The organism is Paraburkholderia gardini (genome assembly GCF_907164575.1).
In the GTDB taxonomy this organism is placed as follows: domain Bacteria; phylum Pseudomonadota; class Gammaproteobacteria; order Burkholderiales; family Burkholderiaceae; genus Paraburkholderia; species Paraburkholderia gardini.
In genome coordinates this window covers 41,569-61,049 of the sequence record NZ_CAJQYY010000014.1, presented here as the reverse complement: position 1 = coordinate 61,049, position 19,481 = coordinate 41,569, and the positions used below count along the sequence as shown (strand labels likewise).

General features: G+C 62.8%; 16 protein-coding genes, 1 pseudogene and 1 riboswitch. Of the genes and pseudogenes, 6 read left to right on the top strand and 11 right to left on the bottom strand.

The features are described from left to right. Nucleotides 1-2: 2 nt before the first annotated feature. Nucleotides 3-1,010 carry a glycine--tRNA ligase subunit alpha gene (gene glyQ, locus LPA34_RS13460; RefSeq protein WP_228978859.1) on the bottom strand — a complete coding sequence of 336 codons (1,008 nt, stop codon included), beginning with the start codon at nt 1,008-1,010 and terminating at the stop codon, nt 3-5. Between the two features lie 379 nt (nt 1,011-1,389). Between glyQ and LPA34_RS13455 the strand changes: the two genes are divergently transcribed. From LPA34_RS13455 to LPA34_RS13440, 4 genes are all read left to right on the top strand, one after another. Beyond that, complete coding sequence (locus LPA34_RS13455; RefSeq protein ID WP_228978858.1) at nt 1,390-1,716, top strand: RHS repeat domain-containing protein; 327 nt, start codon at nt 1,390-1,392, stop codon at nt 1,714-1,716. A gap of 9 nt (nt 1,717-1,725) precedes the next feature. After that, nucleotides 1,726-5,199, top strand: coding sequence for an RHS repeat-associated core domain-containing protein (locus tag LPA34_RS13450; protein WP_228978855.1), 3,474 nt, complete (start codon nt 1,726-1,728; stop codon nt 5,197-5,199). Between the two features lie 33 nt (nt 5,200-5,232). Then, on the top strand, nt 5,233-5,640 hold the full coding sequence (locus tag LPA34_RS13445; protein ID WP_228978853.1) for a hypothetical protein: 408 nt from the start codon (nt 5,233-5,235) through the stop codon (nt 5,638-5,640). Nucleotides 5,641-5,794: 154 nt separating this feature from the next. Continuing rightward, the gene (locus LPA34_RS13440; protein ID WP_228978850.1) at nt 5,795-6,118 is read left to right on the top strand and encodes a hypothetical protein; all 324 of its coding nucleotides are present in this window, start codon (nt 5,795-5,797) and stop codon (nt 6,116-6,118) included. A gap of 221 nt (nt 6,119-6,339) precedes the next feature. Here LPA34_RS13440 and lnt read toward each other — a convergent pair whose 3' ends face one another. The 7 genes and pseudogenes from lnt to LPA34_RS13405 form a co-directional block, all read right to left on the bottom strand. Continuing rightward, the gene (gene lnt, locus LPA34_RS13435; protein WP_228978848.1) at nt 6,340-8,025 is read right to left on the bottom strand and encodes an apolipoprotein N-acyltransferase; all 1,686 of its coding nucleotides are present in this window, start codon (nt 8,023-8,025) and stop codon (nt 6,340-6,342) included. A gap of 53 nt (nt 8,026-8,078) precedes the next feature. Further along, nucleotides 8,079-8,972, bottom strand: coding sequence for an HlyC/CorC family transporter (locus tag LPA34_RS13430; protein WP_228978846.1), 894 nt, complete (start codon nt 8,970-8,972; stop codon nt 8,079-8,081). A 253-nt stretch (nt 8,973-9,225) separates the two neighbouring features. Continuing rightward, nucleotides 9,226-9,882 (bottom strand): gamma-glutamylcyclotransferase, encoded by a 657-nt coding sequence (locus LPA34_RS13425; RefSeq protein WP_228978844.1) that lies wholly within the window; start codon nt 9,880-9,882, stop codon nt 9,226-9,228. Nucleotides 9,883-9,898: 16 nt separating this feature from the next. Continuing rightward, nucleotides 9,899-10,357 carry an rRNA maturation RNase YbeY gene (ybeY, locus tag LPA34_RS13420; RefSeq protein WP_228978842.1) on the bottom strand — a complete coding sequence of 153 codons (459 nt, stop codon included), beginning with the start codon at nt 10,355-10,357 and terminating at the stop codon, nt 9,899-9,901. Between the two features lie 38 nt (nt 10,358-10,395). Further along, a complete protein-coding gene (locus LPA34_RS13415) occupies nt 10,396-11,469 on the bottom strand; it encodes a PhoH family protein (protein WP_228978839.1) in 1,074 nt (357 codons plus the stop codon). Between the two features lie 46 nt (nt 11,470-11,515). Then, on the bottom strand, nt 11,516-12,889 hold the full coding sequence (gene miaB / locus LPA34_RS13410) for a tRNA (N6-isopentenyl adenosine(37)-C2)-methylthiotransferase MiaB (RefSeq protein WP_228978837.1): 1,374 nt from the start codon (nt 12,887-12,889) through the stop codon (nt 11,516-11,518). Between the two features lie 120 nt (nt 12,890-13,009). Next, nucleotides 13,010-13,231 (bottom strand): annotated as a pseudogene (locus tag LPA34_RS13405) (LysR family transcriptional regulator); the annotation flags it as partial. 108 nt (nt 13,232-13,339) lie between these two features. Here LPA34_RS13405 and LPA34_RS13400 point away from each other — a divergent pair. Together LPA34_RS13400 and ribB are read left to right on the top strand one after the other, a co-directional pair. Beyond that, entirely contained in the window at nt 13,340-14,023 is a 684-nt protein-coding gene (locus tag LPA34_RS13400; RefSeq protein WP_228978835.1) for a helix-turn-helix domain-containing protein, read from the top strand. A gap of 81 nt (nt 14,024-14,104) precedes the next feature. Then, nucleotides 14,105-14,266, top strand: a riboswitch (FMN riboswitch). A 153-nt stretch (nt 14,267-14,419) separates the two neighbouring features. After that, complete coding sequence (gene ribB, locus LPA34_RS13395; protein WP_228978833.1) at nt 14,420-15,139, top strand: 3,4-dihydroxy-2-butanone-4-phosphate synthase; 720 nt, start codon at nt 14,420-14,422, stop codon at nt 15,137-15,139. A 118-nt stretch (nt 15,140-15,257) separates the two neighbouring features. Here the strand turns inward: ribB and LPA34_RS13390 are convergent, their stop codons facing one another. From LPA34_RS13390 to glpD, 3 genes are all read right to left on the bottom strand, one after another. Next, complete coding sequence (locus LPA34_RS13390) at nt 15,258-15,944, bottom strand: HAD family hydrolase (RefSeq protein WP_228978830.1); 687 nt, start codon at nt 15,942-15,944, stop codon at nt 15,258-15,260. A 160-nt stretch (nt 15,945-16,104) separates the two neighbouring features. Further along, entirely contained in the window at nt 16,105-17,610 is a 1,506-nt protein-coding gene (gene glpK / locus LPA34_RS13385) for a glycerol kinase GlpK (protein WP_228978828.1), read from the bottom strand. Nucleotides 17,611-17,787: 177 nt separating this feature from the next. Beyond that, complete coding sequence (gene glpD, locus LPA34_RS13380; RefSeq protein WP_228978825.1) at nt 17,788-19,323, bottom strand: glycerol-3-phosphate dehydrogenase; 1,536 nt, start codon at nt 19,321-19,323, stop codon at nt 17,788-17,790. Nucleotides 19,324-19,481 lie beyond the last annotated feature (158 nt).

The following is a 19,481-nucleotide window of genomic DNA, read 5'->3' as shown; positions in this document are numbered from 1 at the left end:
CGTCAGTCCGGATCGATCTTGCGTTCGACTTTGAGCGGCGGCGCCCAGGCGGGCATCGCGGCGTCCTGTGCATCGGTGGTGAGGCCGGGCACGCCGTGCACCGGATTGCCGAGCATCGGGAAGCCGAGCTTCTCGCGCGAATCGTAGTAGGCCTGTGCAACAAGACGCGACAGCGCGCGGATGCGGCCGATATACGCCGCGCGCTCCGTCACGGAAATCGCGCCGCGCGCGTCGAGCAGGTTGAACGTGTGACCGGCCTTCAGCACGAGTTCGTACGCGGGCAACGCGATCTGCGCGTCGATCATGCGCTTCGCTTCCGCTTCGTAGCTGTTGAAGAACGTGAACAGCAGATCGACGTTCGCGTGTTCGAAGTTGTACGTCGACTGTTCGACTTCGTTCTGGTGATACACGTCGCCATACGTGAGGCGACGCGTTTCCGGGCCGTTCGGGCCTTGCTCTTCCCATTCGGTCCAGACGAGGTCGTACACGTTCTCGACCTTCTGCAGATACATCGCGAGACGTTCGAGCCCGTAAGTGATTTCGCCGAGCACCGGCTTGCAGTCGAGACCGCCCACCTGCTGGAAATACGTGAACTGCGTGACTTCCATGCCGTTCAGCCAGACTTCCCAGCCGAGCCCCCATGCGCCGAGCGTAGGGTTTTCCCAGTCGTCCTCGACGAAGCGCACGTCGTTCTGCTTCAGGTCGAAGCCGAGTGCTTCGAGCGAGCCGAGGTACAGGTCGAGGATGTTTTCCGGCGCGGGCTTCAGCACGACCTGATACTGGTAGTAGTGCTGCAGACGGTTCGGATTCTCGCCGTAGCGGCCGTCTTTCGGCCGGCGCGACGGCTGGACGTACGCCGCGCGCCACGGCTCGGGGCCGATCGCGCGCAGGAACGTGTGAACGTGGGACGTGCCCGCGCCGACTTCCATGTCGATCGGCTGGAGCAGCGCGCAACCCTGCTTGTCCCAGTAGGACTGCAGCGTCAGGATGATTTGCTGAAACGTGAGCATGAAGTGCCTTTCAGGCATAAGGGCCACGCCGCGGGCGCCAGGGCACGCAGGAGGGTGGCCGTGGAGCAAAGTGCCAAACCATGGATTTTAACGGAAAGGGCGCTGGGTGCGTCCTTTTCGGTTATTGGCGCTCGCCCTCCCATCCGGTTCGAGCGGCTGCGGCATGAACGTCACGGGTCGGTACCACACGCTTCGATCTTGTGTGTCGCCCGGGCAGTACGCGGTATGTAGTACGCAAATGGCGCGGCGAAAGCCAGCGGTTCGCCGACGCCGGTGTATTCCGACGCAATCTCGGAACGGGAGGACAGCCGCGCGATTCGCGATTCGGTATCTTCGAAAGATATTCAGTAAGTCATATGAAATGTCGAAGGAGATATCGATGATTGACGCATTTCCGCAAGCGGCGGGGAGTTTGGCCCGGTTTTGCAGGGCCCGACTGGCGATGTTGAACTGGTCAAGCGGAGCCGCTGCGCTTGCGTGCGCGCTCGTCATGCCGTCGATGGCTCACGCTGACGATATTACCTACGGATACGACACGGTGGGACGACTCACGTCCGTGACGGTCTCAGGCGACACCGCGTATTACGACTACGACGCGGCCGGCAACATCACGGCAATCCGTCGGGCTGCAGCCACTTCTGCCGCCCGCGATGATGTTCTTTCATCTCCCTCCGCCAGTTTGCTGGATGCCCATCAGGGCACTTGACTGCACTCCATGCCCACTTTTCCGGCTCTTCCCGATATGCGAGATTTTCTCCCGGCGTTGCGTCGCGCAGCGATTTTCCGTTCAACCGTATCGGCGATCATTGTTTTGATGTCGTGGTTTCAGGCGCCTGTCGCCTATGCAGAGGTCAACCCGATCTGTGTGCGGGCCTATGTGAACAATGGAGCGTACCCTGCCGATCCAGCTTGTCTTTCCAAAGCGGCAACCGCAAGTGTTGGCATGGCCTGCTATGGGGCGGCCTCGATGTACGAATATTGCAATGGCCCCTCTGCCGGCGACACCGTGGAGCCCGTGCTCCCCGAAGAAAGCGTGACGATGGATGGTGACGCGCCGGACGGCGAGCGCGGGGATGGTGGCAGTTGTGCCGCGACTGCCACGGCCGGTTGTGGCAATAGTACGAGCGGCGCTGATCCGGTCAATCTGCTTACGGGACAGTTCCGGCTGGTCACACACGACCTGCATGTCGCCGACATAATCCCGGTCGATATCGCCCGGGTGTACAGAAGCGGTGCTTACGATACGTCCGGACGGCCCGTTGTGGGTGCTTTTGGCGTTGGAGCTACGTTCGCTTACGACAGTTATCTGACAATCGACGCTGGTGACGCAAACAATATGCGTCAGCGCATTGAGCTTCGTTTGCCGAGTGGCGTACGCGTGCCTTTTACGCTTCGCCCCAACGCCTCGACAACGTGGGACAACTTGACGAGCCCGGGTGAGTACTTCGGGGCGCGCCTCAGCGACACGGATCGGACAGGACAGAGCAAGACGCTCACTTTCCGCGACGGCGCTGTGCAGAGGTTTACAGCAGTCAACGGTTTATACCGGCTGTCGCGTGTGCAGGACCGCGCTGGCAACGTTGTGCAGATCGAACGCGACAACAAGACAGGCGCGATCACGAAAATTACCAGTCCCGGAGGCCGTGGGTTGATTCTGGAGTCGGTCGTCGGCAATCTCGGTACGCCGCTCATTAGCCGCATAACCGATCCGTTGAATCGCCACGTCGTGTATGCATACGACAGCGAAGATCGCCTGGTTCAGGTGACCGATGCCGCAGGTGGCGTCTGGAAGTACAGTTGGGACAGCGCGGGCCGGCTTCTTGAGGTAAGGGATCCGGAAGAGCATGTGCAGATGACCAACACGTACGATGATCACGATCGCGTCGTGGCGCAACGACTGGCCGACGGAAGTGCATTCGGGTTCGCCTATAAGATCGCCGATGGCAAAGTCATGCAGAGCGAAGTGACAGACCGTCGCGGCAGCATCCGTCGACTGGAGTTCGACGTAAATGGTCGTGTGGTTCGAAACACGTATCCCGCTGGACAGGCCGTTCAGCAGGTTCAGACCTTCGCATACGATGCAACCGGCCGTATCACGGGTGTGACTTCCGCCGATCGTCAGTACAGGTACGCGTATGACACGCAGGGAAACCGGATCAGCGAGGCGGACCAGTACAGCACGTTCGTTACGCGCACCTACGACAGCTACAACATGCTGTTGACCGAAGCGCAGGCGGGTGACCCCGCCCTCGGGTTCAAGACAGTCTACGGATACGACACGCAAGGAAATCTGGTGACGATTACCGACAGGCTCGGCAATCGCACCACGATGACGTATGACAAACAGGGGCGCCAGCTTACCTCGACCGATGCACTCAAAGGCGTGACACGCTATACATGGACAGGACCGGATCTTACGGCCGTGACGGATCCGCTGAACCGGACGACGCAGTTCACGACAGATGCTGTGGGACGGCTTGTTGCCATACAGGATCCGCCCGGAAACATGACGCGTCGCACGCTCGATGCGCTGGATCGTCCAGTTGATATCACCGACGCAACCGGCGGTCGGTCCCACCTTACCTGGGATCGCAACGGCCACCTGCTCAGTCACGCCGACGCGAAAGGCGTCACGACACGCTATACCTATAACGCGATCGGTCTGCCTGTGAGCAGGACAGACCCATTAGGTCATAGCGAGTCATACACATGGAATGGTGCCGGCCAGATCGCGACGGCGACCGATCGTAAGGGGCAGGTCAGAACCTATACCTATGATGTGGCGGGACATCTCCGGAAAGTCGATTTCCGGCCGCAAGCAGCGGCTGCGATCAGCCGAAGCTGGCAGTACGGTTGGGACGTCAAGCTGAACCGGTTGTCTGACGTGACGGACAGCCAGCCGGGCCTGGCCGATGCGGTGACGCTTTTCTCCTATGAGCAGGTGAGTGGTAAATATACCGCCGCCTGGGAATGGCCCAGCAAGCAGGGCTACGCACAGTACCTGTACGCGCCTGATACCCGGGACCTCCAACAGGTCATCTTTGATCGCGCGACCGCGAGTTTCAGTCGTGACGCGGAGCGTCGGGTGACGCAGATCGAGTATCAGATTAACGACGACGTTCGCACAGTTCAGCTTGCCTATGACTCACTCGGCCGACGCACGCGGATGACCATGGCCAACGGCATCACGGCGGACTATTCGTGGGATGCGGCGGGACAGCTGACAGGACTCACATATCGGAAATCGAACGGTAGTCTTCTTGGCGACCTGACATACGGATATGACGCCGCAGGACGGCGCGTCAAGACCGGTGGAAGTCTGGCGAAAGTCGTTCTGCCACAGCCGCAAAGCGACATCGAGTACAACGCCGCGAATCAGCTCACCCGCTGGGCGGGTAAGACGCTGACCTGGGATCTGAATGGCAATCTGTCAAACGACGGCGTGAATCGCTACGAGTGGAATGAGCAGAATCTGTTGAGCCAGATGAGTGGAGCGGTCACAGCAGCCTTCAGCTACGACGCATTCGGGAGGCGTCGTGTGCGTAACGTGGCCGGCAGCCCGATGAACTATTTCTGGGACGGCGACGAACTTGATCTTGCGATTCCGTCGGGCGACTGGGCGCAACGCGGCCGCCTGTTTTCCGCGTACCCGGACAGTGACGTCGACGAACAGACGTTGCGACGCATTGGCGATGATGCGAGTCAGGATCGCTACTTTCTGCGTGACGGCAACAACAACGTGATCGCACTGACCGACTCTGATCAGCAGATCCAGACGCAATACCGCTATGAGCCCTATGGTGCGACGACGCTGACTGGTGCTGCCGATATGAATACGCAGCAGTTTACGGGACGGGAGAATGATGGGACGGGGTTGTATTACTACCGGAACCGGTATTACAGTCCGCAGACTGGGCGGTTCATTAGCGAAGACCCTATCGGCTACGCGAGTGGGCAGACGAACGCGTATGCTTACGTCAGCGGGAATCCGGTGCAGTTCACAGACCCGAGTGGTTTGGCGCCGGGAGACAAGTGGTATGGATTCAACGACAGAAATTTTCAGCGTTGGGCTCATACTGAAAAACAAATCATGGGTCGGGCACCGCACGAAAATTTTACCCAGAGCGATATCAAAGAGCTTTGGAATCAGTGGCAGGACCTCGGTTGTCCTGCGCCAGGAAGTCGTTGAGGGTCGATGAGCCTGTTAATCGATTGAGGAGCCATGATGGGCATTGAGCCTATGTCGGCCTGCGACGAGACTTTCGTCACGCTTTGTGTGTATCCGGCGACGAGGGAGGTTTATGACGCCATCGGCGGGTTTTCGCAAGTTCCCCCGACGTTGATGACAGAGCGGGATGGCGTATACGGATGGTTTTGGAGCAGCCGGCGTTCCGTCTCTTCAACCGACGTAGCCGACCACTTGCGCTACGTTTTAGAACTCATATCACGCGCCGGGCTTGATCTAGCCAACTTACTTGGTCTTGGCTGCAAGTGCTGGGTAAGTTGCTTCTGGGTTTCGAGCTCCGGTAACGGGGGGCCGGGATTAGAGCCGGATGTAATGGCGGGCCTGTCGGCACTCAATCTCCCGCTTTATTTCGATATTTATTTTGGAGACGAACGGGGTGGTTGATTCCAGTACTGCAACCCTTCTGAAGAGTGCCAATCGGAAAAGCAAATGTTTAACGACGTCGATGGCCAGGGACGGAGCAAGGTGGGCAAGTTCACTTTGCTAATGGAAGCTACCCGGTAGTTACTGTCCTGCTTTTCATGGCGCGTTCCGCCCTATGAAGCTCACCATTTGGATTGTTGCTCAATTCCATAAGTTGAAAGGCTCGGAGATTGAGAGCATGAAAAGAATATTTCCCGTTCGGGGTGAGGCCAAACAGGTTCTGCTTCGTGACTGGGATCCGATCGGTATCGGAAGGGAAGATGCCGCGAAGGATGAATACGATGCCTATGTCACCAGGATTTGCGCGCTCATCGTGCAAAGGCAGTCGGTTGAGGAAGTGATCGATTATCTGTTATGGGCCGAGACAGAACAGATGGGGTTGCCGGCAGATGTCGAGCGAGCGCGAAGAGTGGCCGGAAAGCTGGTTCAACTCATTTAATTGCCGCGCGCCAATGATCTAACGTCGTTTCGTGAACGAAGGGTCGCTCAATCGGCCCTTCTGTCTTTCAAACGGTGTAGCGAGGAGCGGCTGCTGTTCGACAGCGTCAAGCACATGCGCGTGCGATCTCGCTGAAACCAGCAGACTGACGCTCTCAGGATCACATCAGCGAAGTGCGGAACGAGCGCGCAACCCCCACCCGCGACGCCCAACGCCAGACTTCAGTCATCCGACTCCCCGTTTTCGCGCTTCTCCCGCCCCGGCCCAAACGCAAACCCGAACGCGAGCAGCAACAGCGAAACCGCCAGCACCGTGTTGTTGCCGCTCGTCACGTACGGCGTTTCGCCCGCCGTGCCCTGCACGGTCGCTTCAAGCGAACCTTTTGTGTACACAGGCAGACGCGCGATCACATGGCCCTGTGCATCGATTGCCGCCGTGGTGCCGGTGTTCGTCGCGCGCAGCATCGGCCGGCCGGTTTCCAGCGAGCGCATCCGTGCGATTTGCAGATGCTGGTCGAGCGCGATCGTGTCGCCGAACCACGCGAGGTTCGTCGAGTTGACGAGCACGCCCGGCGACGTGTCGCTCTCGCGCACGGTGCGCGCGATCTCCTCACCGAAGATGTCCTCGTAGCAGATATCGAGCGCAATCGGCTGGTTGCGGACCATGAACGGCTTTTGCACCGGATCGCCGCGCGCGAAATCGCCGAGCGGAATGTTCATCAGGTTCACGAACCAGCGAAAGCCCCACGGCACGAATTCGCCGAATGGCACGAGATGATGCTTGTCGTAGCGATAGACATCTGTTGAACCGGGCGTGATGCCGAACAGACTGTTCGTATAGTCGACGACCCGGCCTTCTGGCGTAATCGTGCCGCCGATCGCCCCGAACAGGATCGACGAGTTCGTCGTATCGGCGAACTGCCGCACGGCGCTGGCGAATGGTTGCGGAACCTGCTGGGCGAGCACCGGAATCGCGGTTTCCGGCGTGACGATCAGATCCGCGGGCTTCGCGGTGATCATCTGCTGGAATTCGTTGATCGCGGTCATGACGCCGGATTCCTCGAACTTCATTTCCTGCTTCACGTTGCCCTGGAGCAGACGCACGGAAAGCGGTGCGCCGGACGGCAGCGTCCACTGGACCCAGGGCAGCATCATGCCCGCCGCGAGCAACCCGAGCGCGATGACAGCCGGCGTGAGCGTGCGGGCCAGACGCCCGTTGCCAGATCGACGCTCGACGCCCGTGGTTCCGCGCGAACGCGTCGCCGCCTGCACGATCAGCGCGGCCACGAGCGCCAGCACCCAGCCGACGCCGTACACGCCCGCCACGGGCGCGAAGCCGGCCAGCGGGCCGTCGACCTGCGCATAGCCGCTCGCGAGCCACGGAAAGCCGGTGAACACGGTTCCGCGCGCCCATTCGCCGATCGCCCACGCGCTCGCGAACGCGAACGCGCCGTGCCACGTCGGTGCGAACGGCTTGTCGCCGAGCCGGCCGTTACGCGCGTGTCCGGCGCAAAACGACCAGACGCCCGCGGCCAGCGCCGGATACAGCGCGAGATAAAGCGAAAACAGCACCAGCGCCGCGCCCGCGAGCGGCGCGGCCATGCCGCCGTAGAAGTGCATGCTAACGTACAGCCACCACACGCCGGTCACGTAATTGCCGAAGCCGAACGCGCCGCCCGTGAGCGCCGCGCTTTTCCAGCCGGTCGCGCGCGTGAGCCACGCGAACAGGAATACGAAGAGCGCGAGTTCGAGCCAGCCGCCGTGCGGCGTCGGGGCGAAGGAGAGCGTGTTCGCCGCGCCGGCTGCGAGCGCTACGAGGTAATGCCAGCGTGGCAGCGCGCGGCCGCCCGCTTCTGTGGCGGTGGGCGTCACGCCACGGCGCAGACGGGAAGAGATCGGGTCGGCCATCGTTACGCGGTCGGCGGGAAAAGTGGAGGGAAGACGGGATACGTCGGCGAAAATCAGGTCTGGACGTGCTGTGCGTCGCGCTCGCGCTGTCCGGCCATCGGGTCACGGCGCACCAGCAGCATGTGAATCTGCCGCGCATCGCCCCGCAGGATCTCGAAGATCAGGTCGTCAAGGCGAACCTTTTCGCCGCGATGCGGCACCCGCCCGAAGTGATGCGTGACGAGCCCGCCGATCGTGTCGACTTCCTCGTCGGAATAGTGCGTGTTGAATGCCTCGTTGAACTGCTCGATGCCGGTCAGCGCGCGCACGCGGAAGCGCCCGTCGGGCGAGGCGATGATGTTGCCGCTTTCCTCGTCGAAATCGTATTCGTCCTCGATGTCGCCGACGATCTGTTCCAGCACGTCTTCAATCGTGATGAGACCCGCGACACCGCCGTATTCGTCGACGACGATCGCGATGTGATTGCGGTTCACGCGGAAGTCATGCAGCAGCACGTTCAGGCGCTTCGATTCCGGGATGAACACGGCCGGGCGCAGCATGCCGCGCACGTCGAACTCTTCTTCCGCGTAGTAGCGCAGCAGGTCTTTCGCGAGCAGCACGCCGATGATGTTGTCGCGGTTGCCGTCGTACACCGGATAGCGCGAGTGCGCCTTCTCCAGCACGTAAGGCATGAATTCTTCAGGCGTTTCCGCGATGTTGACCGCGTCCATCTGGGCGCGCGGGATCATGATGTCGCGCGCGCTGAGTTCGGAGACCTGGAACACGCCTTCGATCATCGACAGCGAATCGGCGTCGATCAGATTGCGTTCGTGCGCGTCCTGCAGGATTTCGAGAAGTTCGCCGCGCGAATCGGGCTCGGGCGAGATAAAGTCGGTCAGTCGCTCGAGGAGTGAGCGCTTTTCTGGCGGTTTGTCGGTATGGCGTCGACTGGGATACGTGTCGTTCATGATGGTGCGCCCGGCAAGGCTGGGCGCGTGATGGCAGAGCATTAAGGATACACCACGCACATGGCGGCTCCGTGTCCGGGCGCACCTGGCCGGATGGCTGTATCACGGTCCCGGATGCCTGAAGACGGCGGCGCGGGTCGTGCGAGGCGAGATTCAACCCCTGGCGCAGAAACCGCGCGGCGGGACTTTTCGCCAAAAATGCAGGTGGTTCGGGGTGGTGCCGCGGGTCGTTCGATCCGTGACCGGCGGACGATTACCGGCAGCGGGCAAGCAGCGCTTCGAGTGCGCGATCGGGCATGCCGCTTTCGCGCAGCGCGGCGACGGTGCGGCTGACGTAGTCGAGCGTCGTGCCGTAGCGGCCACAGGCGCAGCCGAGCACGGTCCGGACCGTATCGTCGCGCAGCTTGCCGGTATAGCTCGGCACGTCGCGACGCATGACGAAGGCGAGCGCCGCGACGCGGCGGCCGTCGGCGAGCACGCACGGCAGCCACGCCGGCCGGTAGGAGCCCATCGCCATTTCGCGTCGCCAGAGCGCTTCGAGATGTGGCATCGCGCCTTCGGCGGCCAGCCGGAACGCGATACCGGTGCATGAGCCGCCGCGATCGAGCGCGAGAACGAGGCCCGGCTGTTCCGGCGTGCCGCGATTCACGCGCGACCACAGATACAGCCCGCGGTGATAGCCGTGCACTTTCGAGCGCGTGGCTTCGATGGTCGGCAGCCCGGGATTCCAGATCAGCGAGCCGTAACCGAAGAGCCACAGGTCGCTCTTGCTGTCCCACGTGCGCAACGCGCATTCCAGCGATGCCGCGAGTTCCCCGTCCGTCAGCAACCGCGATTCGCCGAGCGCCGGCGGATAGTCCGGGCAGGGTGCGGTGCTGTCTTCGGCGGGACTGGGGTAGCGGGCGCTCACGGTGAAATCCGGCGTGTCAGTAAGGATCGGGGAAGCCGAGTTTCACGAGGATGCCGGTCTCGATGCCTTCCATTTCCTGCGCTTCTTCTTCGACTTCGTGATCATAGCCCTGAGCGTGCAGGGTCCCGTGAACCAGCAGGTGCGCGTAGTGCGCTTCGAGCGGTTTGCCCTGCTCGGCGGCTTCCTTTTCGACCACCGGACAGCACAGGATCAGGTCGCCCGTCACCGGATCGTCTTCCGATTCGGCGTACGCGAAAGTCAGCACGTTGGTCGCGTAATCCTTGCCGCGATACGTGCGGTTCAGCGTGCGGCCTTCTTCGGCGTCGACGAGGCGCACGGTCAGTTCGGCATCCGCGAAGAGCGCGGCCCTGATCCAGCCGGCGACGGTCGCGCGCGGCAGGATCGCCTTGTGCCCGGGGAAGGCTTTCGAAGCGGGAAACTGCAGATTCAGCGAAAGTTTCGGAGCGCGGCTCATGCGGATGCTTTTCTTTGCGTCGGTTCGATGATCGATGGTCAGCGCGCGTCGGAGGGCTTTTCGGCGGCCTTCGCGGAATGCGCGTCATAGGCCTCGACGATGCGTGCGACGAGCGGATGGCGCACCACGTCCACGCTCGTGAAGCGCGTGAGCGCAATGCCGCGCACGTTCGAAAGCACCTGTTGCGCTTCGATCAGGCCGCTCTTGTGGCCGCGCGGCAAATCGACCTGCGTCGTGTCGCCGGTGACCACTGCCTTCGAGCCGAAGCCGATCCGCGTGAGGAACATCTTCATCTGTTCCGGCGTGGTGTTCTGCGCCTCGTCGAGGATGATGAACGCATGGTTCAGCGTGCGGCCGCGCATGTACGCGAGCGGCGCGATTTCGATCATCTGCCGCTCGAACATCTTCGCGGTTTTATCGAAGCCGAGCAGATCGTAGAGCGCGTCATACAGCGGACGCAGATACGGATCGACCTTCTGCGCGAGATCGCCTGGCAGGAACCCGAGGCGTTCGCCGGCTTCGACGGCCGGACGCGTCAGCACGATGCGCTTCACCTGATCGCGTTCAAGCGCATCGACCGCGCACGCCACCGCGAGATAGGTTTTGCCCGTGCCGGCCGGTCCGATGCCGAACGTCACGTCATGCGAAACGATCTGCTTCAGGTATTCGCGTTGCGCGGGCGTGCGGCCGCGCAGATCCGCGCGCCGCGTGTACAGCTTCGGACCGAGTTCTTCCAGGTCTTCGTCGCCGGTGTCGGCCGGCTGGTCGAACGGATGATCGGGGTTGCCGGGAAAGCGGGCATCCGCGTGATCCGTGCCGTTCGCACCGTTTCCGCGAGCACGCACCGGATGACGGGCTTCGACCAGCGCGAGCTGGATATCGTCCACCGACAGCGGCTCGCGCGCGTTGTTGTAGAAGTTTTCGAGCGCGGTGAGCGCGATCTTCGCGCCGCGTCCGCGAATCGTGATGCGATGGCCGCGGCGTTGCAGCGTGACGTCGAGCGCCTGCTCGATCTGCCGCAGGTTTTCGTCGAGCGGGCCGCAGAGGTTGGCAAGCCGCGCGTTGTCTTCGTGCGGCGCGGTGAATTCCAGATGCTGCTGAGTGGTCTTCAAGGCGGTGGGTCGATCCTGTCGGTTTCGTTGCGCTTCGGGGCGTTGCCTAATGCGTGGTCGCCGGGACGTCGTCGTGCAGCAGCACGAGTTCGCCGCGCAGCGAGTGCGGGTACGCCTGAACGATTTTCACGTCGACCATCTGGCCGGTCAGGCGCGCGTGCGACCCGACCGGCGCCGGGAAGTTGACCACGCGGTTGTTTTCGGTGCGGCCCGCGAGCTCGTTCGGGTCCTTGCGCGCCGGGCGCTCGACCAGGATGCGCTCGATCTTGCCGACCATCGCCGCGCTGATACGCGCGACGTTTTCCTCGATCGTGGCCTGCAGATGTTGCAGGCGCTTCAACTTCACCTCGCGCGGTGTGTCGTCGTGCAGGTTCGCGGCCGGCGTGCCGGGGCGCGGGCTGTAGATAAACGAGTAGCTCGTGTCGTACTTCATCTCGTGAATCAGCGACATCATCTTGTCGAAGTCTTCCTCGGTCTCGCCGGGGAAGCCGACGATCATGTCGGTCGACAGGGAAAGGTCCGGACGGATCGCGCGCAGCCTGCGGATCACCGACTTGTATTCGAGCACGGTATAGCCGCGCTTCATCGCCATCAGGATACGGTCGGAGCCGTGCTGCACCGGCAGATGCAGGTGACTCACGAGCTTCGGCACCTTCGCGTAGGTGTCGATGAGGCGTTGCGTGAATTCCTTCGGATGCGACGTGGTGTAGCGAATCCGTTCGATGCCCGGAATATCGGCGACGTATTCGATCAGCGTCGCGAAGTCGGCGATTTCCGTTTCGCCCAGCGTCAGCGCGCCGCGATAAGCATTCACGTTCTGACCGAGCAGCGTGACTTCGCGCACGCCCTGATCGGCGAGGCCGGCGATTTCGGTGAGCACGTCGTCGAGCGGGCGCGACACTTCCTCACCGCGCGTGTACGGCACGACGCAATAGCTGCAGTACTTGCTGCAGCCTTCCATGATCGACACAAACGCGCTCGGGCCATCGACGCGCGCCGGCGGCAGATGGTCGAACTTTTCGATTTCCGGGAACGAGATGTCGACCTGCGCGCGGCCGCTTGCGCGGCGTTTGTCGATCATCTGCGGCAGACGGTGCAGCGTTTGCGGACCGAACACGAGATCGACGTACGGCGCACGCGCGACGATCGACGCGCCTTCCTGGCTCGCGACGCAACCGCCGACGCCGATGATCAGATCCGGGTTCGCTTCCTTCAGCTCGCGCACGCGGCCGAGGTCGGAGAAGACTTTTTCCTGCGCCTTTTCGCGCACCGAACACGTGTTGAAGAGAATGACGTCCGCGTCTTCGGGGGAGTCGGTCTTCACGAGGCCTTCAGCCGCGCCGAGTACGTCGACCATCTTGTCGGAGTCGTACTCGTTCATCTGGCAGCCAAAGGTCTTTACATAAACTTTCTTGGTCATCGAATTTCGCCGGTCGCAGTGGTTAACCTGGGGGCGCGGTAGTAATGGGGAACGAAGGAACTGCACGGGGCACTGAAGCGGCTCTTGCGGCGTTCGCCATCCGTGTAGCGTAGTCCGGCATTATATCCCCTGCTGACGGATGGTTTTGCGCGCCGGCGCGGGCGCTGGAAAGCCTCGCAGCGCTTCCAGTTCGACGGAAACCTGCGCGAAACGCGTGCTCAGGAAATCGGGCAGCACCCGCACGTGCGATGCCATGAAGCGGTTGCGGTGATGAAGCGCGTGCAGCGGCGCATCTGGATAGCGGCAGTCCGGCAGCAGGATGCGCAGGCCGTCGCCGCGCAATGCTGATAACGGTGTGACGATAACTTCGTTGGGCGCGACGAAATCCGCTGATAGTCTGGCTTTTCATTGATGCGCGTCCGCCCGATGGCGGCGCTTCTGGAGGCCACCATGCATTCCCCGCTTGCGCTGGTTCGCGACCCAGCGGCCGATCTGCCCGACGGCCCCCGCGCGCCTGAACCGTTCGACGCGCCCGAGCAGTTCGTCGGCATCAACCTGGTCCGGCTGCGCGCCGAACGCCAGCTTTCGCTCGATGCACTCGCACGCGCTTCCGGCGTTTCGCGGGCGATGCTCGCGCAGATCGAATCCGCGCGCAGCGTGCCGTCGATCAAGGTGCTATGCAAGGTCGCCGCGGCGCTGAAGGTTTCGGTGGCGGCGTTTTTGCGGCGGCACGCGGTGAACGGTTTCGAGCATCTGCCGGCAGGGCAGGCGGCGCGCGTGGTCAGCGCCAGCGGGCGGTATTCGACGCGCGCGCTGTATCCCGAGGGCGAGCCCGTCGCGGCAGAGTTTCATGAACTGAGGGTCGCGCCGCTGCACACCGAAACCGGGACGCGTCGCGCGCCGGGTACGACGGTGAATCTGGTGGTCAGCGACGGCACGCTCGAGGTGCGCGTACACGACCGGCGCCAGTTGCTGGCAACCGGCGATGCGATCGTCTTCGATGCGGATCAGCCACACAGTTTTCGCAATCCCGGCGACACCGAAGCGCGCGCGTTTCGTGTGACGCTCAACGCCGAGACACCGCCGCGCCAGGATATGCCGCACGACGCGCCAGCGCAACCGGTGGCGTCGTGAAAGCCCCAGGGTAAATCTTCCTGTGCGATCCTTTTCGTCGAATTCGTGTATTCTTTGCCGGCCGGTTTTATCCGGCAATCAGTGCGTCTTCAGGGCGGGGTGTAATTCCCCACCGGCGGTATGCAGGCCATGGCAGTCCGGCCCGCGAGCCCGCGAGCGCCCGCGCTTCACGTTGTAGCGGGGTCAGCAGATCTGGTGAAATGCCAGAGCCGACGGTCATAGTCCGGATGAGAGAAGATGTGCAGATGGTCATGGTCCAGCCCATGCGTTTCGTCCGTGTATGCGAACGGCGGCGCGTGGACGTGTGCCGCATTGCGTTCGATGCGCGCACGGGGTTCTGTCTGTTTGCAATGCCCTGAAACGTTTTTCGCCCAACTTCCGCGAGGAGCGTTTCACATGTCTTTTGCTACTTTTCCCGCACCGGCCGTGCACGTCGAAAGTGCGTTTGCCGATCTCCCCCTGCTTTCCACCGAAGCTGTTCCGCCCCGTATCGCCGCCGCACTAGAGGCGCTGCGCGATGGTCGCGCGGTCGTGCTTCAGGACGACCACGACCGCGAGAACGAAGCCGATCTGATCGTTTCCGCCGAACGCCTCACGAATGAAACGATGGCGTTGCTGATCCGCGAATGCAGCGGCATCGTGTGTCTGTGCCTGCCCGACGAGAAGATCCGCGCGCTCGAACTGCCGCCGATGGCCGTCAACAACGAAAGCCGTCACGGCACGGCGTTCACGGTGTCGATCGAAGCGCGTGAAGGGGTGTCGACGGGCGTTTCCGCGGCCGACCGCGTGACGACGATCCGCGCGGCCATCGCCGACAATGCGAAGCCCGCCGATATCGTCCGTCCGGGACACGTGTTCCCGCTGCGCGCGATGCCTGGCGGCGTGCTCGCGCGACGCGGCCACACCGAAGGCACGGTCGATCTCGCGATTCTCGCGGGTCTCAAGCCGGCGGGCGTGCTGTGCGAACTGATGAACGCCGACGGCACGATGACGCGCGGCGCCGATGTGGAGCGCTTCGCCGCGCGACACAATCTGCCGATGCTGACGATTGCGGAACTCGTGGCGTTTCGTGAAGCGCTGGCAACGACGCGCGAATGCTGCACGGACACTGCGTGAGAAAAGGCCGGTTCGTCATGCGAACCGGCCTTTGAAAAACGAAAGCGTGGGCGGTACGTAGCCGGTGGCGTCGGCATTGAAGTTGATGTCGCCACTACATCGGCCCGCGCGTTGGGGCCTACGACTGCACGTCGCCGAACTCGCCGCGTTTGCCGGCTTCGACCAGCGCGGGCAGTTCGTCCATGTGTTCCATGATCCGGGTGATGCCCATGTGGCGCAGTACGTCCGCGTAACCGTCGGGGATGTGGCTCGCGCCGACGAACGCGATCGTCTTCATTCCCGCTGCGCGCGCCGCATTCAGTCCCGCAACGCTGTCCTCGACGACGATACAGCGCGCCGGCTCCACGTTGAGTTGCCGCGCGGCGAGCAGGTAGACGTCGGGGTACGGCTTCGGCCGTGCGACCTGCTCGGCGCTGAAGATGCGTCCAGCGAAAATCTCCGTCAGCCCCGCACGTTTCACCGAAGCGAGCACGCGCGACATCCGGCTGTTCGACACGACCGCCGCCGGCAGTGTCACGCGTTGCAACGCATCGCGCACGCCGCTGATCGCGCTCAGCGAAGAAGCCAGCGCACGCTCGACGTTCTGTTCGACGGTGTGCAGAAAATCCGCCGGCAGCGTGATGTTCTGGCTCGCTTCGAGGTTTTCGAGGAAGCGCGAGGTCTGCTGGCCGAACGCAGTCTTCACGGTGGCTTCGAAGTCGATGCCGGGGAAGGTGGACGTCAGCGTATCGAGCATGACGTGATCGGCGATGACTTCGCTATCGACGAGAACGCCGTCGCAATCACAGATGAGGTGGTCGAGCATGTGTGAAACGGGCGCGGATATCAGGTTGGCGGGCCGGCCGGCCTGGTGACGCACTGGCCGGCGTGGATCGAAAACGTCATCATACGTGGTTGTCGCGCGCGAACGCTCGCAACCGCCATGCCGCGTGGGCTTTCGGCCTGCAAGGCGAAGAACAGCCCGCTCAATGCGCCGGTGAATCGGCCCACGCCGTCGCGGCACGCACAGCGCGATGCCAGCCTTCCATGCAGGCTGTCACATCGGCAGGCTGCATCGCGGGTGAAAAGCGACGGTCGAGTTTCCACTGGCTCTGCAGTTCACCGACGTCTTTCCAGTACCCGACCGCCAGCCCCGCGAGATACGCCGCGCCGAGCGCGGTGGTTTCGCTGACCTTCGGACGCACCGCGTCCACGCCCAGAATATCGGCCTGGAACTGCATCAGCAGATTGTTCGCGCACGCGCCGCCGTCAACGCGGAGTTCGCCGACGCGAATGCCCGAATCCGCTTCCATCGCGCGCAGCACGTCGACCGATTGATAGGCGATCGCATCGAGCGCGGCGCGCGCGATATGCGCCGACGTCGTGCCGCGCGTCACGCCGAACAGCGTGCCGCGTGCGCGCGCATTCCAGTGCGGCGCGCCGAGCCCTGCGAACGCCGGCACGAGATAGACGCCGTCGCAATGCGGCACGCTGCGCGCGAGCGGCTCGATTTCCGACGCGCTCTTGATGATGCCGAGCCCGTCGCGCAGCCATTGCACGACCGCACCCGCGATAAAGATGCTGCCTTCGAGCGCATAGTTGATCTGGTCGCCGACTTGCCAGGCGATGGTCGTGACGAGATTGTTCTTCGATTCGATCGGCTTGTCGCCGGTGTTCATCACGAGAAAGCAGCCGGTGCCATAGGTGTTCTTCACCATGCCCGACTGCGTGCACATCTGGCCGAACAGCGCGGCATGCTGGTCGCCGGCGATGCCCGCAAGCGGTATCTTCGAAGCGAACACCGTGGTTTTCGTCGGCCCGTAAATCTCGGACGAAGAACGCACCTCCGGCAACATGCTGCGCGGAATATCGAGCGCGTCGAGCAGTTCGTCGTCCCACTGCAGCGTGTGGATGTTGAAGAGCATCGTGCGCGATGCGTTGGTCACGTCGGTGACGTGCAGGCCGTGCTGCGTGAAATTCCACACGAGCCAGCTGTCGACCGTGCCGAACGCGAGCTTGCCCTGACGCGCCTTTTCGCGTGCACCTTCGACGTTGTCGAGAATCCAGCGGATCTTGGTGCCGGAGAAATACGAGTCGATCGGCAGACCGGTTTTCGCCCGCACTTTTTCTTCGAAGCCCTGTGCCTTCAACTGGTCGCAGAAATCCGCGGTGCGGCGGTCCTGCCAGACGATTGCGTTGTAGACCGGCTGGCCGGTTTCGCGATCCCAGACGATCGTCGTTTCGCGCTGGTTCGTGATGCCGATCGCGGCAATCGACGTGCCGTTCAGGCCGGCACGCGTGACGGCTTCGGCGGCGACGCCTGCCTGCGTCGACCAGATTTCCCGCGGGTCGTGTTCGACCCAGCCGGGATGCGGATAGAACTGCTGGAACTCCTTCTGCGCAATCGACACGACATTGCCGTCATGGTCGAACAGCATCGCACGCGAGCTGGTCGTGCCCTGATCGAGCGCGAGGATGTACTGGTCCTGCATTGTGTCTTCTCCATGTTTTTCATGACGCGGCGCGTTCGCGGGCTGCCGGTGTACGTCAGCATGCGGCAACGCTCATGTTTCGGGCAGCACGGTGTGTCGCGCACAACGGGCTGGCCGTCATGTGCCTGCTTTGGCGCGGCAGCCATGCCGCACGCACTGCATGCGGCCACGTCGGCTTCACGCGTGCTGCGTGACGTCTTCTTCGCGCGCGAACCACACGTCGATCTCGCGCGCGACCACGTCGAGCTTGCCTGACCCGATGAGATGCAGGCCGAGCTTGGTGCGTCGCCAGAGCACGTCGTGCGCGCAGCGGGCCCACTCGGTATCGCGAAGATAGCGCAGTTCCGCTTCGTAGAGACCTGGCGCGAACGCGTGGCCGAGATCGGCAAGCGCGCGCGCACGGCCGACGACATACGCCGCGCGCGTGCCATAAGCGCGCGCGTAGCGGTGGGCGAGATCGGCGGGCAGCCACGCGTGCTGCTGCTGAAACTGCACGGCGAAGCGCTCGAAATTCGCGTTCGCGATATCGCCGCCCGGCAGCGTCGCACCGGCCGTCCAGGCCGGCGCCGGCGATTCGAGGGCGCGGGAAAGTTCGTCGACCGCTTCTTCCGCGAGCTTGCGAAACGTCGTGATCTTGCCGCCGAACACCGACAGCAGGGGGGCTTCGCCAGGCGGCGCGTCGAGTTCCAGACGATAGTCGCGTGTGACGGCCGAAGGGTTGTCCGCGCCTTCTTCCTCGAGCAGCGGGCGCACGCCGGAATAGGTCCAGCAGACGTCTGCCGGCGCGATCTTGCGCTTGAAGTAGCGGTTGATCGAGTCGCACAGGTACTGCGTTTCGCCGGCGGTGATCGCCACCTGGGCGGGATCGTCGGGATACTCGATATCGGTCGTGCCGATCAGCGTGTAGTCGTGCTCGTACGGGATCGCGAAGATGATCCGCTTGTCCGGATTCTGGAAGATATACGCGTGATCGTGCGTGAAGAGGCGCCGCGTCACGATATGGCTACCTTTCACGAGGCGCACGCTGTGTGTCGCGCCGCGTCCGAGCGCGCCCTGCAGCAGTTCGCCGACCCACGGGCCCGCCGCGTTCGCGATGGCACCCGCGCGCATGTCGATGGTGCGGCCGTCCGCGCTTTCGAGCCGCGCGTGCCATTCGCCGCCCGCGCGTACCGCGCTGACGAGTTTCGTGCGGGTGAGGACGGTGGCGCCGCGCTCGGCGGCGTCGAGCGCGTTCAGCACGACGAGCCGCGCGTCGTCGACCCAGCCATCCGAATACACGAAACCGCGACGGATCGAGTCGATCAGCGGCTCGCCGGCCGGATGGCGGCGCATGTCGATGCCGCGCGAGCCGGGCAGCAGTTCGCGGCGCGCGAGGTGATCATAGAGAAAGAGGCCGGCCCGGATGAGCCACGCCGGCCGCAGGTCCGGCATGTGCGGCATGACGAAACGCAGCGGCCACATGATGTGCGGCGCTGCGCGCAGCAGCGTTTCACGTTCCTGCAGTGCCTTGCGCACGAGCCCGAATTCGCGATACTCGAGGTAGCGCAAACCGCCGTGAATGAGCTTCGTGCTCGCCGACGAAGTGTGCGCCGCAAGGTCGTCCTGTTCGCACAGCAACACGGAAAGGCCACGTCCGGCGGCATCGCGCGTGATGCCCGCACCATTGATTCCGCCGCCTGCGACGAGCAGATCGTATCTCGCACCTTGCGTCACCGGCTGTGTCCCCTGAATCTCGAAGGAAATTTTGACGAAACCATAATGTTCGTTTTCGAACTTTAATGAACATATTCGAAAAAGTAAAGTTCGATAGTCTGATAGCTGAATGGCCAGGGTGACACGAGGCACGCTCGCGGACGATACTCACGAGATGA

Coding starts and splice junctions, on each gene's coding strand:
- lnt (WP_228978848.1), bottom strand. CDS start 8,025: ATGGCCGACCCGATCTCTTCCCGTCTGCGCCGTGGCGTGACGCCCACC.
- LPA34_RS13390 (WP_228978830.1), bottom strand. CDS start 15,944: ATGCTCGACCACCTCATCTGTGATTGCGACGGCGTTCTCGTCGATAGC.
- glpK (WP_228978828.1), bottom strand. CDS start 17,610: ATGCAGGACCAGTACATCCTCGCGCTCGATCAGGGCACGACCAGCTCG.
- LPA34_RS13400 (WP_228978835.1), top strand. CDS start 13,340: ATGCATTCCCCGCTTGCGCTGGTTCGCGACCCAGCGGCCGATCTGCCC.
- glyQ (WP_228978859.1), bottom strand. CDS start 1,010: ATGCTCACGTTTCAGCAAATCATCCTGACGCTGCAGTCCTACTGGGAC.
- ribB (WP_228978833.1), top strand. CDS start 14,420: ATGTCTTTTGCTACTTTTCCCGCACCGGCCGTGCACGTCGAAAGTGCG.
- LPA34_RS13440 (WP_228978850.1), top strand. CDS start 5,795: ATGAAGCTCACCATTTGGATTGTTGCTCAATTCCATAAGTTGAAAGGC.
- LPA34_RS13450 (WP_228978855.1), top strand. CDS start 1,726: ATGCCCACTTTTCCGGCTCTTCCCGATATGCGAGATTTTCTCCCGGCG.
- ybeY (WP_228978842.1), bottom strand. CDS start 10,357: ATGAGCCGCGCTCCGAAACTTTCGCTGAATCTGCAGTTTCCCGCTTCG.
- miaB (WP_228978837.1), bottom strand. CDS start 12,889: ATGACCAAGAAAGTTTATGTAAAGACCTTTGGCTGCCAGATGAACGAG.
- LPA34_RS13430 (WP_228978846.1), bottom strand. CDS start 8,972: ATGAACGACACGTATCCCAGTCGACGCCATACCGACAAACCGCCAGAA.
- LPA34_RS13445 (WP_228978853.1), top strand. CDS start 5,233: ATGATGGGCATTGAGCCTATGTCGGCCTGCGACGAGACTTTCGTCACG.
- LPA34_RS13455 (WP_228978858.1), top strand. CDS start 1,390: ATGATTGACGCATTTCCGCAAGCGGCGGGGAGTTTGGCCCGGTTTTGC.